General features: G+C 55.1%; 15 protein-coding genes and 2 tRNA genes. 5 read left to right on the top strand and 12 right to left on the bottom strand.

The features are described from left to right. Nucleotides 1-100: 100 nt before the first annotated feature. From G113_RS12830 to G113_RS12795, 8 genes are all read right to left on the bottom strand, one after another. A tRNA-Arg gene (locus G113_RS12830) sits at nucleotides 101-177 on the bottom strand. Nucleotides 178-180: 3 nt separating this feature from the next. Beyond that, nucleotides 181-273: transfer RNA gene (locus tag G113_RS12825), tRNA-Ser, on the bottom strand. Between the two features lie 214 nt (nucleotides 274-487). Further along, a complete protein-coding gene (csrA, locus tag G113_RS12820; RefSeq protein WP_005315760.1) occupies nucleotides 488-676 on the bottom strand; it encodes a carbon storage regulator CsrA in 189 nt (62 codons plus the stop codon). 84 nt (nucleotides 677-760) lie between these two features. After that, the gene (locus tag G113_RS12815) at nucleotides 761-2017 is read right to left on the bottom strand and encodes an aspartate kinase (RefSeq protein WP_005903222.1); all 1257 of its coding nucleotides are present in this window, start codon (nucleotides 2015-2017) and stop codon (nucleotides 761-763) included. Between the two features lie 16 nt (nucleotides 2018-2033). Continuing rightward, a complete protein-coding gene (alaS, locus tag G113_RS12810) occupies nucleotides 2034-4658 on the bottom strand; it encodes an alanine--tRNA ligase (protein ID WP_005903220.1) in 2625 nt (874 codons plus the stop codon). A 481-nt stretch (nucleotides 4659-5139) separates the two neighbouring features. Beyond that, complete coding sequence (locus G113_RS12805; protein ID WP_005903216.1) at nucleotides 5140-5637, bottom strand: regulatory protein RecX; 498 nt, start codon at nucleotides 5635-5637, stop codon at nucleotides 5140-5142. A gap of 49 nt (nucleotides 5638-5686) precedes the next feature. Further along, on the bottom strand, nucleotides 5687-6751 hold the full coding sequence (gene recA, locus G113_RS12800) for a recombinase RecA (RefSeq protein WP_005903214.1): 1065 nt from the start codon (nucleotides 6749-6751) through the stop codon (nucleotides 5687-5689). A gap of 76 nt (nucleotides 6752-6827) precedes the next feature. Next, on the bottom strand, nucleotides 6828-7319 hold the full coding sequence (locus G113_RS12795; RefSeq protein WP_005903213.1) for a CinA family protein: 492 nt from the start codon (nucleotides 7317-7319) through the stop codon (nucleotides 6828-6830). A 720-nt stretch (nucleotides 7320-8039) separates the two neighbouring features. On the opposite strand from G113_RS12795, the gene yhhA reads away from it, so the two are divergent. From yhhA to G113_RS12780, 5 genes are all read left to right on the top strand, one after another. Beyond that, nucleotides 8040-8252 (top strand): YhhA family cyclophane-containing RiPP, encoded by a 213-nt coding sequence (yhhA, locus tag G113_RS22165; RefSeq protein ID WP_407919105.1) that lies wholly within the window; start codon nucleotides 8040-8042, stop codon nucleotides 8250-8252. 9 nt (nucleotides 8253-8261) lie between these two features. Then, nucleotides 8262-10436, top strand: coding sequence for a cyclophane-forming radical SAM/SPASM peptide maturase YhhB (yhhB, locus tag G113_RS12790; RefSeq protein ID WP_005903212.1), 2175 nt, complete (start codon nucleotides 8262-8264; stop codon nucleotides 10434-10436). Continuing rightward, nucleotides 10393-11415, top strand: coding sequence for a hypothetical protein (locus G113_RS12785; RefSeq protein WP_005903211.1), 1023 nt, complete (start codon nucleotides 10393-10395; stop codon nucleotides 11413-11415). Before yhhB ends, G113_RS12785 begins: the two co-directional genes overlap by 44 nt. Continuing rightward, on the top strand, nucleotides 11400-11906 hold the full coding sequence (locus G113_RS21075; RefSeq protein WP_161618914.1) for a GNAT family N-acetyltransferase: 507 nt from the start codon (nucleotides 11400-11402) through the stop codon (nucleotides 11904-11906). Before G113_RS12785 ends, G113_RS21075 begins: the two co-directional genes overlap by 16 nt. 95 nt (nucleotides 11907-12001) lie before the next feature. After that, nucleotides 12002-12613 (top strand): class I SAM-dependent methyltransferase, encoded by a 612-nt coding sequence (locus tag G113_RS12780; protein WP_005903210.1) that lies wholly within the window; start codon nucleotides 12002-12004, stop codon nucleotides 12611-12613. A 34-nt stretch (nucleotides 12614-12647) separates the two neighbouring features. On the opposite strand, the gene G113_RS12775 is transcribed toward G113_RS12780, so the two are convergent. From G113_RS12775 to G113_RS21360, 4 genes are all read right to left on the bottom strand, one after another. Beyond that, nucleotides 12648-13801, bottom strand: a protein-coding gene (locus G113_RS12775) for an IS3 family transposase (protein WP_152436040.1) whose coding sequence is annotated in 2 segments (ribosomal slippage) — nucleotides 12648-13564 and nucleotides 13564-13801 — 1155 coding nt in all. Because the reading frame shifts where the segments join, the coding sequence is not laid out codon by codon here. Between the two features lie 305 nt (nucleotides 13802-14106). Further along, entirely contained in the window at nucleotides 14107-14247 is a 141-nt protein-coding gene (locus G113_RS21515; protein WP_005903206.1) for a hypothetical protein, read from the bottom strand. Nucleotides 14248-14323: 76 nt separating this feature from the next. Then, nucleotides 14324-14989, bottom strand: coding sequence for a hypothetical protein (locus tag G113_RS12765; RefSeq protein ID WP_236611769.1), 666 nt, complete (start codon nucleotides 14987-14989; stop codon nucleotides 14324-14326). 340 nt (nucleotides 14990-15329) lie between these two features. Beyond that, on the bottom strand, nucleotides 15330-15849 hold a 520-nt coding region (locus tag G113_RS21360; protein WP_005903201.1), incomplete at its 5' end, for a hypothetical protein.

Below are 15849 nucleotides of genomic sequence, written 5' to 3'. Positions count from 1 at the left end.
TGTTTTTAACAGCGATAAAAAAAGCTTACTTATCAGTAAGCCTTTTCTAAGGTGTCGACTTGCTGATGGTCAACACATGACTCTTGCTTGAGTCGTAATATGGTGCGCCCGGGAGGATTCGAACCTCCGACCACCTGGTTCGTAGCCAGGTACTCTATCCAGCTGAGCTACGGGCGCAAATGGCGGAGAAGGGGGGATTCGAACCCCCGATGCGGGTATAAGCCGCATACTCCCTTAGCAGGGGAGCGCCTTCAGCCTCTCGGCCACCTCTCCGTTTGCGGGGCTGATAATACTTCACAGGGATTTTTAGTCAAACACTTTTTTGGAGAAAAAAGACCGTTCGCTCAGCATTTGGCCAAAGAGTGGAATATTCAAACAAAATCGATACTTATCCCACTGTTTATGCCCTTGACGGACTTGTTGCCACCCCAGAAAAACAAAAGGCGACACTGTTGTGTGTCGCCTTAACGCTGCCATGAAAAGCGGCTTAGAAGTTGGGCTGGCCCGGTACTTTCTCGGCCTGTATCCGCATGTAGATCTCTTCGCGGTGTACAGAGACTTCTTTCGGTGCATTGACGCCGATACGGACCTGGTTGCCTTTCACGCCCAATACGGTCACTGTCACTTCATCACCTATCATCAGGGTTTCCCCTACACGACGAGTCAAAATAAGCATTCGCTTGCTCCTGTATTCTGTTTTGTTTTTGTATCGATAATCGACATTATCTTACAAAGATACCGATATGGTAAATGGTTGAAACTAAATCAATCCGGGATTGTTGCCCAGAGGCTGTTCACTCGGCTCCTGATCCAACCCGAAGGCCGCATGCAGTGAGCGTACTGCCAGCTCCAGATACTTCTCGTCAATCACTACGGAAATCTTGATCTCTGAAGTTGAAATCAACTGCATGTTGATCCCCTCCTCACCCAGCACCTTGAACATGGTGCGGGCCACGCCGGGATGATTCCACATTCCCACCCCGACAATGGAGACCTTGGCTATCTCACCATTGCCCTGAACACAGGCGGCGCCGAGCTCACTGGCCGTCAGCTCGAGCAGAGCACGGGCACGGCGATAGTCATCGCGATTCACCGTGAAGGTAAAGTCTGCGGTGCCGTCCCCCAACGTATTCTGAACAATCATGTCCACGTCGATGTTGGCATCGCTGATAGGGCCGAGGATCTGAGCCGCAACGGTAGGCCTGTCCGGCACACCCAAAATGGTCAGACTGGCCTCATTGCGATTGAACGCAATGCCCGATACCAGGGGAGCTTCCATCCTCTCACCTCCATATGTGATTAAGGTTCCCTCGCCATCGATAAAGCTCGACAGCACCCGCAGTGGTACCCGGTACTTTCCGGCAAACTCCACCGAGCGGATCTGCAGTACCTTGGCCCCCAGGCTAGCCATCTCCAGCATCTCCTCGAAGGTGATGGTAGAGAGACGGCGCGCCTTGGGTTCGATACGCGGATCCGTGGTATAGACACCGTCCACATCGGTGAAGATATGGCACTCATCGGCCTTGAGGGCTGCTGCGATCGCCACCGCCGTGGTGTCGGAACCGCCCCGGCCCAGGGTAGTGATGGCATTGTGCTCATCACGACCTTGGAAGCCAGCCACCACCACCACCTTGCCACTCGCCAACTCACTCTGCAGCGAGTCGGTATCTATGTGAGTGATCCTCGCCTTGCCATAAGCCGAATCGGTATGGATGCGCACCTGATCCCCGGTCATGGAGACGGCCGGGCAGCCACGCCGATTCAACGCAATGGCGAGCAGAGCAATAGTGACCTGCTCGCCGGTGGAGACCAGCACATCCATCTCACGCCGCTTGGCGTCCGGATCCAGCTGCTGGGCCATGCCCAGCAAGCGGTTGGTCTCCCCCGACATGGCGGAGACGACCACCACCACATCGTGTCCTTGGCTGCGGGTCTGAGCGACCCGTTCAGCGACCGCTTCGATTCGATCCAGGGTGCCAACCGAGGTGCCACCGAATTTCTGTACATAGAGTGCCACAGATCACCTCGCCCTATTAAAGGCGCTCTTCCAGCCAGGAGTGGACAGACTGCAGTGCCGCCGGCACGGCTTCCGGTTGAGTACCACCAGCCTGCGCCATGTCAGGACGACCACCGCCCTTGCCGCCAACTTGCTGAGCCACCAGATTGACCAGCTCACCCGCCTTGACCTTGCCGATCAGATCCTGGGTCACGCCGGCGATCAGGTTGACCTTGCCTTCGCCACTGGTGGCGAGCAGCACGACACCGGACTTCATGCGGTTCTTCAGCTCGTCCAACATGCCGCGCAGGGACTTGGGATCCACGTCATCCAGGGCCGCGATCAGCACTTTTTGACCGTTAATCTCGACGACATGACTCAGCAAGTCGCTGCCTGCCTGGGCAGCCAGCTTGGCCTTGAGCTGCTCCAGCTCACGCTCCATCAGCTTGGACTTGTCCAGCAACTGACGCACCTTGCTGCCAAGGGAGAACTGATCGCCCTTGACCAGCGCAGCGGCTTCTTCAATCTGTTCGGCCAACTGGTGGAGGAAGTCGATGGCACCTTTGCCGGTCACGGCTTCGATACGACGGATACCCGCGGCTATCCCGCTCTCGGCGATGATCTTGAAGAAGCCGATGTCGCCGGTGCGTTTGGCATGGGTACCACCACACAACTCGGTGGAGTAATCCCCCATGCGCACCACCCGCACATCTTCTTCATATTTCTCGCCAAACAGCGCCATGGCGCCGGCGGCTTTGGCCGCCTCCAGATCCATGACCTGGGTAGCGATGTCATGGTTGGCACGGATCTGGGCGTTGACCAACTCCTCGATGCGACGAATGGTCGCCATGGTCAAGCCTTCGAAATGGGAGAAGTCAAAGCGCATCCGCTCAGCACCGACCAAGGATCCCTTCTGGGTCACATGATCCCCCAGCGCCTGACGCAAGGCGGCATGAAGCAAGTGGGTGACAGAGTGGTTCAGGGCCACGGCCTGACGGCGCTCGTCATCGACTTCGGCCACCACGGCATCCCCCTCTTCCAGGGTGCCCAGCTCCAGATAACCGGTATGGATAATGGCTTTACCCGCCTTGCGGGTGTCGGTCACGGCGAAGATACCGTCATCTACCTTGATGATGCCTGTATCGCCCACCTGACCGCCTGACTCGGCGTAGAAAGGCGTCTTCTCTAATACCACGACCGCCTCTTCGCCAGCGATGAGGCCACTCACCTGAACACCATCCTTATAGATGGCCAGCACACGGGTCTGCTCGGTCAGGGCCTGATAACCGGTGAAGGGGGTCTCGAAGTCGAGCTTGAGCACATCGTTGTAATTGACACCGAAGCTGGAAGCTTCCTTGGCGCGGGCACGCTGCTTCGCCATCTCGCTGTGGAAGCCCTCTTCGTCGATAGCTATCTCGCGCTCGCGCACCACATCGGCGGTCAAATCCGCCGGGAAGCCATAGGTGTCATACAGCTTGAACACCACGTCCCCCGGGATGACTTTGACATCGCCCAGATTGGCCAGCACATCTTCGAGCAGCAACAGGCCCCGATCCAGCGTACGGACGAACTGCTCCTCTTCGATGCGCAGAACCCGCTCGACCAGAGAGAGCTGGGCGCTCAACTCAGTGGCCACATCTTTCATCTGCACGGCCAGCTCGGCGGCCAGCTTGTAGAAGAAGACATCGGTGGCACCCAGCTTGCGACCATGACGCACGGCGCGACGAATGATGCGGCGCAGTACATAGCCACGCCCCTCGTTGGAGGGCATGATGCCGTCGCCGATCAGGAAGGCGCAGGAGCGGATGTGGTCGGCGATAACGCGCAGGGATTGATTGCTCAGATCCTCGGTGCCCACTATCTCGGCCGCCTTCTTGATCAGTGCCTGGAAGATGTCGATCTCATAGTTGGAGTGCACGCCCTGCATGATGGCGGAGATGCGCTCCAGCCCCATGCCGGTGTCCACGGATGGACGCGGCAGCGGTTCCATGGTGCCATCGGCTTGGCGGTTGAACTGCATGAACACCACGTTCCAGATCTCGATGAAGCGGTCGCCATCCTCTTCCGGTGAACCGGGAGGGCCACCCCAAATATGATCGCCATGGTCGTAGAAGATCTCGGTGCAGGGGCCGCAAGGACCGGTATCACCCATCTGCCAGAAGTTATCGGAGGCAAAGGCGGCACCCTTGTTGTCACCGATACGCACTATGCGGTCGGTTGGCACGCCAATCTCGTTGGCCCAGATGTCGAAGGCTTCATCATCGGTTTCATAGACGGTGACCAGCAGGCGCTCTTTGGGCAGCTTCAGGGTTCCAGTCAGGAACTCCCAAGCGAAGCGGATAGCATCCTGCTTGAAGTAATCGCCGAAGCTGAAGTTACCCAGCATCTCGAAGAAGGTGTGATGACGGGCGGTATAGCCCACGTTTTCCAGATCATTGTGCTTGCCGCCCGCACGTACGCAGCGCTGGGAGCTGGTCGCCCGGTTGTAGGCGCGCTTGTCGGCACCGAGGAAGACATCCTTGAACTGATTCATTCCGGCATTGGTGAACAGCAAGGTCGGATCGTTGTGCGGTACCAGTGAGCTGGACGACACTACCTGATGCCCCTGGGAGCGGAAGTACTCGAGAAACGCGTTACGGATCTCTGATGTGGACATATACATGGAAAATCCTGCTTGATTCAGATACGGACTTTTAATCGCCTTAATGTAAGTTTTCTGCGGGGTAAAGTAAAACCCACTGGCCGCTCCTCCCTTAAAAAGCCGATGAAAAGAGACCCCGCGCGACATGCAGGGCATGACACCCGCAAAAAGCGGCGGCCGGGCTCAGATCCTGACTGACGAGAGACCTGAACATGCAGCGCAACGCACCCAAAAGTAGCGGCAGCCCCATGACGATCGCCAATAGTCGACGCCCCGACCCCCTAGCCAAAAAGGATGGCAGGAAGCCGTGACCAAGATGCCACGACCAAACGTCAACGACAAAACACCAAAGAAAGGGAAGCAGGGGGGACGGCGGTACACCACAGAAAAGACGCGTGACGGCAGGGAACAAGAGGCATGAGCCTCACACCAAGAAGGGATTGACTTAACGTGACGAGGGAAGGCGCAAGTCCCTGGCTGAGCAAGCCATCATGCTTGCCATTCAGTTGTCGCCGGCCTCGCTCTCGGCCAGCAGAGTATCCAGGGCATAACGAGCCTGATCCTGATTGAAACCTCGCCCCAGCAGATACTTGAGCCACTTCATGCGCACCTTGAACTCCTTGAGAACGGCACCATCGGTGCGGCGCTGCAACAGGGTAAGGGCCAGCTCGAACCAGTCCAGCTCGGGCTGATCAAACGCCAGCTCCAACTCGGCATCACTTAGCCCCTTGCGGCGCAGATCGAAGCGGATCTTGGTGGGACCATGACCCTTGGCCGCTCCGGCCCGCACCGCCATGGCCCCATAACGCTCATCGGATACCCACTGGTGATCACGGCAATAATCAAGAACAGCCTGACTCACGGCCTCATCATAACCCCGCTTTCGCAGGCGCATCAGCAGCTCTGACTCGGCACTTTCCCGCCTGCCCAAACTGCGCATGGCGTAGGCGCGGGCGGCGGTAAAGGCTTCTTCAAATGACAACTCTGGCTGTTCCGTCATGGCTCCCTCGTCCATAAAAACAAGGCCGGGGGTTAGCCCGGCCTGTCTGTTACTCAAATTCTTGTTCGTCTTCAGGCTCGAGCGCGTCGAGAGGCGCCACTGGGGCTTTCTCGTTCGGGGAACCATCCTTGGCCAGCAGCAGCTCACGCAATCTGGCTTCGATTTCAGCGGCCATCGTCTTGTTCTCGGCAAACAGCTTCATGACGTTGGCCTTGCCCTGGCCTATCTTCTCGCCATTGTAGCTATACCAGGCACCCGCCTTGTCGATCAGTTTGTGCTTGACGCCAAGATCCACCAGCTCGCCCTCTTTCGAGATGCCGACACCGTAGAAGATCTGGAACTCTGCCTGCTTGAAAGGCGGGGCTACCTTGTTCTTGACGACCTTGACGCGGGTCTCGTTGCCGACCACCTCGTCCCCTTCCTTGATGGCGCCGATACGGCGGATATCAAGGCGCACTGAGGCGTAGAATTTGAGGGCGTTACCACCCGTGGTGGTCTCGGGGCTACCAAACATGACACCGATCTTCATGCGGATCTGGTTGATGAAGATGCACAGGCAGTTGGCATTCTTGATGTTGGCGGTCAGCTTGCGCAGCGCCTGGGACATCAAACGAGCCTGCAGACCTACGTGGGAATCGCCCATCTCGCCTTCGATCTCCGCCTTGGGAGTCAACGCGGCAACGGAGTCGACAATGATGACGTCGACCGCGTTGGATCGTACCAGCATGTCGCAAATTTCCAGCGCCTGTTCACCGGTATCAGGCTGGGAGATCAGCAGATCATCGACATTGACGCCCAGCTTGGCGGCATAGATAGGATCCAGTGCATGTTCAGCGTCGACGAAGGCACAGGTCTTGCCCTTCTTCTGGGCCTCGGCAATGACTTGCAGAGTCAGGGTCGTCTTGCCCGATGATTCCGGGCCATAGATCTCGACCACACGACCGCAGGGCAAACCGCCGATACCGAGCGCCACGTCCAGGGAGAGGGAGCCGGTGGAGATGGCTTCGATGTCCATGGTCTTGCTGTCGCCCAGACGCATGATGGAGCCTTTACCAAACTGTTTCTCAATCTGACCCAGCGCTGCCGCCAGTGCCTTCTGCTTGTTCTGATCCATGCCAATCTCCGCTGGAAATCGTGATAAGGTGAAGTTGGGCTAAGTATACTGTCTATTCATACAGTATCAACCCCTTTTACTTGAGCAGGGCCCAGAGACCGGACAAGGCTTGTCTGATCGCCTGTTGTCGCACCTGATGGCGATCCCCTTCGAAACGGGCAAGCAGCGAGCGCTGACGCCCTCCCTGCTCGGCCCAGGCAAACCAGACGGTGCCGACCGGCTTCTCCTCACTGCCGCCGCCCGGCCCCGCGACCCCGCTGATGGCAACACTGATGCGGGCATCGGAACGCGCCAGGGCGCCCCTGGCCATTTCCAGTACCACGGCTTCGCTGACGGCACCGTGACGCACCAGACTGTCGATGCTCACCCCCAGCATCTGCTGCTTGGCCTCATTGGTATAGGTGACGAAGCTGCGATCGAACCAGGCCGAGCTGCCTGCCACCTCAGTGATGGCGTAGGCAACCCCACCCCCGGTGCAAGATTCTGCGGTGGCCGCCAGCCAGCCCCGGCCGATGAGGGCGGGGCCCAGCTCTTCGGCAAGGCAAACAATCTCTCTATCAAGGGTCATGGTACCTCCCGTTATCTAGCCCTCATTATGCTATCCCGGCTCTGGCTCTCGCAACCGGGCCCGCCTTGGTCATCATCAGGTTGGGTTCCCCCCATCCCCGGCTTCTGTGTAGAATGGCCCCTCATAACAGACGCATCTGCACAGGCCATTCGGCCACCATCCGGGATCGAACATGAACGCATTATCCGCCCAGACAGGGGCTCCCAAGGCAGCCCTTAGCCAACACACGCCCATGATGCATGGGTGCCTTTGCATTGATTTGCAAACAGTTTTTATCACTAAAACCAAAAGTCTACATTTAAACCTACACTTATAGTTTTTTGCCCTTCCCCCTCTACCAAGATCCACACCCCCTTCCACAAATTCCTTCCCTTGAGGCCGCAATCACTTCGTCACCACTTATAAGCACCCTCAATCGGGGCCCTTAAACCGAGGGCAAGTCCTAGCATCCTAGCCATGCATCCATGCCGACGCGCCTTACAAACGCCTAGAAGGGCTGTTCGAGGTATTCTAGTTAGCTTGCCTACGCCAACTGTGTCGACGTCGCGTGCGCTTAGGTGTGCTTAGGAGGCAGGAGCTATTCTAGCGATGAAAGGCCCGCGAAAAGCGCTGAAAATGCACCAATCAGCGACCAAAATTATTCGCACGGCCGTCATTTAACCGATCTATTACAAACTCGACAATTATCCTTGAAATTCTGTGCATTAGTCGTCCATCATAATGACACTTCAACATGTCAAGGAATACGTGATGTCGTCTGCTGCAATCAAAATCGAAGAGTCGACTCCGTCGACAATCCGCCACAGCCTGGCTAAAGGGCAAAGCACGAACCCAGCCATCCAACGTCTGCGTTCGCGTGTATTGACTGAGTCAGACGCGAGCCAAGTCATCACCAGCTACGATCGCATGCACCACCGCCACAACCGTTCGTGAGTCATCTGCATGGACGCCGCTAGGTTCTCGTCGTTTTTGGTAAAAGTGGCATCACGGTGCAACCTCGATTGCGATTATTGCTACGTCTACCACCACGCGGATCAGAGTTGGCGTTCCATGCCAAAGCTCCTCTCCGCTGAACATCGTGAGGCGTTCGCCCGCCAGCTAGCAGAGTATGTGCTCCAGAGTGAACTGAAGCACTGCGCAGTAATTTTGCATGGCGGTGAGCCGTTACTGGCTGGGGCCCAAGCGCTCGCTGACTTTGCAAGGCTTCTCCGCCAAACCTGCAGCATTCCAGTGGATGTCAGTCTACAAACCAATGGACTGCTATTGACTGACGAAGCCTTGGTCATCCTTGCCAAAGCTGACATCGGCGTTTCGCTTAGCCTTGATGGACCCAAGTCTGCTAATGACAAACATCGTTTGACGAGGAAGGGGCTCTCCAGTTTTGAGCAGACGGAGCAGGCTCTCACGCGCCTTCAGCAGTATCCATCGATCTTCGCCGGCGTTATCGCGGTTGTAGACCCCTCGACCAGTGCGACCGAACTGTTTGAATATTTCGATAACTTCAATATCCCACGTCTGGATTTCCTGCTGCCGGATGCCCATTGGCTTCGCCCTCCACCAGGACGCAACCAAAACCCAGAACTGTATGAGGAATGGCTGGTCAACGCATTTGATGTTTGGTTCGACCAGTACGCGCATATTCCGCTGAGAACATTCGAAGCGTTACTAGATCTCTGTGCAGGGTTGCCTTCCAGCACCGATGCCTTTGGCTTTGGTGATGTGAGTTTGTTGTCGATCGAGACGGATGGCAGCTACCACGACCTAGACGTCTTGAAGGTCACACAGGATGGCGCGACTAGGCTTAAGGGAACCGTTGCAGACACTCCCATTACCCAGGTGGCGCTTTCCCCCGCCATTGAGCAGCATCGGCGTTATCTGCGCAAAGAAGGGCTGTCCGAAACTTGCCAGTCGTGTGAAATCGTAGAAATCTGCGGCGGCGGCTCACTGCCTCACCGCTTTGGTGAGAGTGGATTCATTAATCCTACGGTGTACTGTAACGAGATGAAGCGCCTGGTCACGCACATCAACAATCGTCTCAGAGAACATCTTTCGTCTGAGATGCTAAAGGAGGTGCTGGCACCTCTCCCTGAGACGTTCGATCTGGCTAGTTTCGAGCAGGCAGAAACGTCTAACCCTCACCTGAGCTGGCTTTGCGCTCGCGCAAGGGAAGACGCGATTCAGCGGCTACGAGAGTCATTGAGTTTGTTTCCAAATGACAGGCGTGCTGCCAAGTTCAGTTTTATGCATAAAGCAAACTTCGAGCAAGTTGCTTTCCATCCCGGAGCTATCGCCTGGTCAAGTGCAGTATTGGCTTACAAGCGCGGACATGTCCTGCTGACAGTTGATGGTCAGGCCATTACGGTCAGCCCGGACTATTTGGACATGCTGCTCGAGCATGCGAACCAGAACATGGATAGCGTCAAGCTTGATGTTGGTCGTAATGACCTCTGGCTGAGGGCGCCATTCGGTGGGGCTATCATCTTCGAAGATGATGAACTTGGAGATGTAGGACGAGCTCTCGTCGAGCGCGCCATGGATATTGTCAAGGCCTGGCGCCCAGATCTTGCGACGGAAATGTTAGCAGCATGCAGCGCAGTTCAATTCGTTCGTGATCCCACGGCTGATCCATGCAAGATCGTTTCCTTCAGTGATAATTCCGTCCCTGGGGCGCTTTACGTATCAATTTCGCAAGGTGATGGGCTGATCGATCCTTACGATCTGGCGGACTCACTGATCCATGAGCACCGTCACCAGAAACTCTACCTGCTGGAGAGGCACGCGCCGACCGTGGAGCGCACCTCTGTCCAGGTCGTTTCTCCTTGGCGTGAAGACTTGCGTCCACCTTCGGGGTTGCTCCACGCAGTGTTTGTGTTTGTCGAACTCAGGCGTTTTTGGTTGTACGTGCGTGATCACGGACCAGCCAGCCTCAAATCACGAGCTGTTAACCAGATTGCAGATACCGATCTGCACCTCAAACAGGCGTTTGTCACGTTGAAAGAATGCCCATTGACAGAGATGGGCTTGAGCCTCGTTGATGTGTTGAACCGTGCCGCCAAGGAAGGGACAGAGCCCAATGAGTTCGCAGATCACCATTCCAATATCCCGTTTATCGCTTGATCCGCAGCAACGGCACGCGCAGCTGCGGGACTACTTCTGCGATAAGGACGCGGTAGCCACCCAAGTCGATGACCAGTGGGCATTGGTGCTGGGATGGTCAGATGACCCGCGCCGTTATGTCGATCCTCAGCTTGATGAGGGACTGGCTTGGTGGGGCAGTCACCTTCGGTACCAAGATATGGCGCTGGCTCGCAAGCGTAGAGGTCGACTGCTGTTATCGTTGAACGATACTTGGACGTTGGAGAGTTGGAGCGAGTGGTTGGCTCGCAACCCCCAGCACCCGCACATTACTGTACTACACGTGGATGATCACAAAGATTTGGGTGCACCCCGAATTTTCCAACACACTAACGGCTGGTTTGATCCCATCGAAGGACAAACCGTAAGTCTCCACCATCCCTGCACTGTGACAAGCGCGATCAAGAGTGGTGCATTGGGAATGGGGAGCTTCTTGACGCCTTTCCTCCACTACGCCCCAAATACTGATGTGCGTCACCTTTGCCAAGGGCCCAAATGCATCGGAACTGTCGATTCAGCCATCAAGCTGGAGTCCTTGCCAGACACGTTGCTGAATCCCGATGAGCGTCGGCCTGGGATCTCGCTCGTTCCTGATGACAACGGTGTGGGGCGCGGACGTTATCGGTTCACTAACGACCTCGACGCCTGGCTTGAAGGGGTTGACAGTATTGCAGGAGAGGATACTGCCATTCTGCTTCACATTGACATGGACTACTTCTGCAATCGATATGACGGTGACAGCGACTCTGTAGAACATCCAGGCCCCTTGAACTGCTCGTTGCCAGAGGTCTTGAATCGAGTCGACGAACTCACCCAGGCCTTGCACGGTCACCACGTATTGGAACGCCTCGCTGACATCGTAATAGCCTTTTCTCCAGGTTTTTTCCCAGCGGAATTTTGGGCCAAGAGTTGCGCTCGCCTCCTTGCCGGCTTGGGAGAATCACAATGGCTCGATCATTGAGTAAGTCGAAACCCAGAACAACCAAACAGAAGACTCTCAAACCCCCTGTAGTAAAAGCCAAATCGAAGCTGGGCCCCGTAACGACTGACGCAATCGAACTCATTAGTACCCCTGGCTCACGTGGGCGCGGAGGCGGGCCTGGATGTGAAGCATGGATCATTTTGGCCAACGGCGAGCGGGCAGGTACTGCTTATATCAACATGGTCGATGACCCGATCCGAGGCCACCATCCATCCTTTCACGTGTTCCTGAATCGACCTAGTCAGGGGCGACAAATCGGTCGCATTGCCTATCAGCGTTGTTGCGAGCTCAGCCGGCATGATGTCGTCTATGCGCACATGCGCAAGTCCAATACCGCATCGCGTAAGGCAGCTGAACATGCCGGTTTTGTTGAGGCAACAGCGCATGAAGATACTCAACTGGTGCTGGTTTGGCGTAGACAGGTTCTTAGTAAGGTCGGGGAGCCGTTGGCTGCTACCGATGCCCCCTAGACGGTGAAGACAAAGGCGCGCTGTCGTCGCAATAAGGCTATTGCGGTATAGCTGGCCTCTCCGCGAATCTAGCCATCGACATAATTGGGTGCTATATGAGTTCTATTAAGTTGAAGTTTGACGAGAAAAATCAGGACGTGCTTATCTGGAACGGGCAGGTGGTCATGTCGCGTACCGAAGAGGCCTACTTCCAGGCTCTCTTTCAGCGACTCGCTTATCTCAAACCCGATACTGTATTGGAAGTTGGTTATGGGCTTGGAATTTCAGCAGTTCTCATCCAAGAGCATATGAAACCTACCCGGCATGATATTTTCGAAATCGAGAAAGCCATCTACCAAGATCTGGTACGTTTCGCTGAGGCTTATCCGTCGGTACATCCTTACTGCGGAGATTGGAAGCAGTCTGCTATCGATCTACGGTACGATTTCATTTTTTTTGATCCGTTTGATTACATACCAAGCGGACAGGGTGCTGAGAAAGATCGTGCAGATACAGCTGGACGGATGAAGCGCCTCCTGAATCCAGATGGGGTTCTATGTCACCCACACTTTGGTGACGGCGACATTCCTGACCTGCCTAGCTTTACGACAATTGTCGTCGAACGCCTCAAGGTTTCACCTATCAGAATGGCAGATGAAACATCCTGCGATGACGTGGCGATTGTTTTTCATCAACCAGTAAATGAACGCCCCAGCTCCGGTAGCTAGTTCTCTGCCACATGATTGAATCGCCCCGGCTTCTCTAGACACTTTTGAGCCGTTCGAAATATTGCTTCTCACACTCTACTGGCGATAGCCCATTGTTGAAACTGTGCCGACGCTTGGGGTTGTAAAACATTTCAATGTAATCGAACACATCCTGCCGGGCCTCCTCGCGATCCGCATAGGTTTTACGTCGGATCCGCTCGCGTTTGAGGAGCTGGAAGAAACTCTCCACCACCGCGTTATCATGACAATTGCCACGTCTGCTCATGCTGGCCTTGAGCCGGTGATCCCGCAAAAAATCCTGCCAGTCATAGCTGCTAAACTGGCTCCCTTGGTCAGAATGAACCAGCACTTCCTGTTCGGGTCGCCGTCGCCACACCGCCATCAGTAACGCGCTGATGGCCAACTCTCGGTCGATCCGTGGTCCCATTGACCAACCAATGACTTGTCGTGAAAACAAATCCAATACCGCGGCCAGATAGAGCCAGCCTTCATGGGTTCGAATATAAGTGATGTCCGTTACCCAGACCTTATTTGGCTCAGTCACATCGAACTGGCGTTCAAGATGATTCGGTGCAACCACCGTTGGCCGGCCACCATAATGACCGGGACGGCGCCGATAACCGGTTTGTGAACGTAAACCTTCATGACGCATTAATCGCGCCACCCGGTGTTCCCCACAGGTCTCGCCCATCTCTCGCAGGTCGTCCCGGATCTTGCGATAACCATAGACGCCGCCGCTTTCTAGCCAACATTGCTTGATCTGGCCCAGGAGGCGTTGGTATTCAAGTGCTCGGGCAGATAAAGGCTGGTGCCGCCAGGCGTAATAACCGCTCGGGTGGACATTCATCATCCGACACAGTCGGCGGATGGGATGTGTGGACGCGTGCTCCCGGATGAAGGCGTACCTTACCCTGACAGCTTGGCAAAGTACGCGGCGGCCTTTTTTAAGATATCTCGCTCATCGGTGACGCGGCGCAGCTCAGCCTTGAGGCGCCGAATCTCGGCTTGCTGGCTGGAGTCATGCTGTTGCTGCACTTCGGGCTGGCTGTAGCGTTTGATCCAGGCGTAAAGACTGTGACTGGAAACACCAAGTCGCTCGGCGACCTCTGCCACTGGGTAATGGCGCTCAGTCACCTGCTTGACGGCGGCCAGTTTGAATTCTTCCGTGTAACGTTGCTGCTTGCTCATAACACCTCCTGAATGACCTCAGTTTGAGGCTCTTGAGGTGTCTAGAAAAGTAGGGGCGATTCAAGCAACGGCAAAGAACATGAGCAAAAAGAACGGGGGGCTCATTGGCCCCCGCGTTTAGGTTACTCTTCGTCCTCATCGGGACGTTCGTCATATCCCCGGCTCTGCCAATAAGCATCATGCTCAGGGTTTAACTGACGTGAATGGTTATCGTCATCATCTTTTTTGGACATCACAGGCTCCATGCCGTTACGGTCAACCAAGCCATGGCAATGCTCTGCTGCAAGCCACGGCAGGCTCTGCGGTTACTTGCGATTCGGGTTCATCTCTTTACCACGGTTCCCCTGATTCTGGTCGTACTGACTATTGGTCCCAGAAGAACCAGGGTTTCGATTCTGCATGTTGGCATTGTTATCTGCCGGTTTGATGGGGGCATGCTTTGACATAAAAGACTCCTTGAAAGTTGATGGTTGTCAGCCCAACGTTGTGCTGACAGGGATCATCATCAATCAGTGCAATGCACTAAAAAGCCTTTCCAAACAAAAGATCGACAGTCGCAGAGAATTCCTTTGCGGCGCGGTACTCCGCTTCAATATGTTGAGCCAGGTAAACCAGTTCATGAGGTATCATTTCAGAAGCCAAAAGCATGCGAGCGGCATGCTCTGCTGCGATATCCAGCTCGCCATTCAAGTAGCAACGTAGCATGGGATCGGCCTTGGTGAGGCTGGCACTACGTGCAACGTTGCAATCAAGCAGCCCCACGTCTCCATCCAATAAGGTCTGGGGTAACGCCTCAAATGGGTTATCCAACCTGTTTTGTCGGAGGTCTACATCGGGTGACGCTAGCGCCTTGACGAAGGTTGCCGCACTCACGCTCAAATGGACAAGCTCCAGCAAAGACTGGCGATTTATCACAATCAACTCCACCAATCTAGCTGCTTTCTGCCGCGCCCCCACATCATTAAAAATCAACTTAACCCTGCCGGGATCAGGGAAGATCGCCAACAACAAGGTTGCATTGAACAAGGTTGTCAGCTCACGCTCTGGCAAGCGCCTGCGATCTCGATGAGAGACAAGCTCGGCATCCATATGGATCAGCTTGTTGCGAACCAAGCTATTCAACTGATCTTTCAACTTGGGATAATCCGCCAACTTGATCCCGAACAGGTGTCGCATGGCTTCTGCCAAGGTGTACGATCTCATGACTGACAAGCACCTCGTAACAGCGACTCGGTTGATGGCGGCAAGCTCTTAGCCTCTTTATGATCTGCAATGTATCGAGCGCGCTCTAACCAGTCCCCACCGCAATGATGGTTACGGTCATACTCATCGATAACGCCCCTGCAATAGCCAGCCCTTAACGCTTCAGAAAGTGACGTCATCGTAGCCGCCTGCCACCTGTAGCGCTGGTTATCCTCGTAAATCTGGATAGCTTCAGCACAGCCTTCAATCAACATAGACCTATTCGTCTCAGCACCGACTATCTGTGGCAACATAAGAATAAATAGCACTGGAACATAACGTAGCATCATGACACTTGCTCAGTCGAAGAGATGGGTGATAGGGGTTGGAATCGAGGTGCCGCCAGATAGAGCGCCACCAAAAACAGCGTGTAATCTAACAGTCGGTCATAAATGGCATATTCCTGAAACCGCCCTGCATCTTCAGCTAGCCAGCTTGCATCAATAGCAAAAATGATGCCCACCATGACCTGCCCGACCACGAATAAACGCCCCCAACTGAGCAAGGGGCGCAGCAATCGTTGCCAATAGGGCGTTGAACAATATTGGCAGTACCGCCAATGACGCCAAAGCAACAAAGCCAGTAACAGCAACGTTCCTTTCTCAACAATGTCCAGATCGGCCATCCCCTCACCATATTCGAAGATGGTCGTGAAGGATGTCCAGATGTACCAGCATCCGAACCCCAACAGCAAAAACTGCCCGAGCCAATAGCACAACCGCTGGCACAGACCCATCAGCCAATTATCACAACGTTGTAGCAACGAAGGTACATTGGCAGGCAAGGTTTCCTTGCCAGGGATCTGG

It is taken from the genome of Aeromonas molluscorum 848 (assembly GCF_000388115.1).
Lineage (GTDB): Bacteria > Pseudomonadota > Gammaproteobacteria > Enterobacterales > Aeromonadaceae > Aeromonas > Aeromonas molluscorum.
This window is presented reverse-complemented; position numbering and strand designations above follow the sequence as displayed.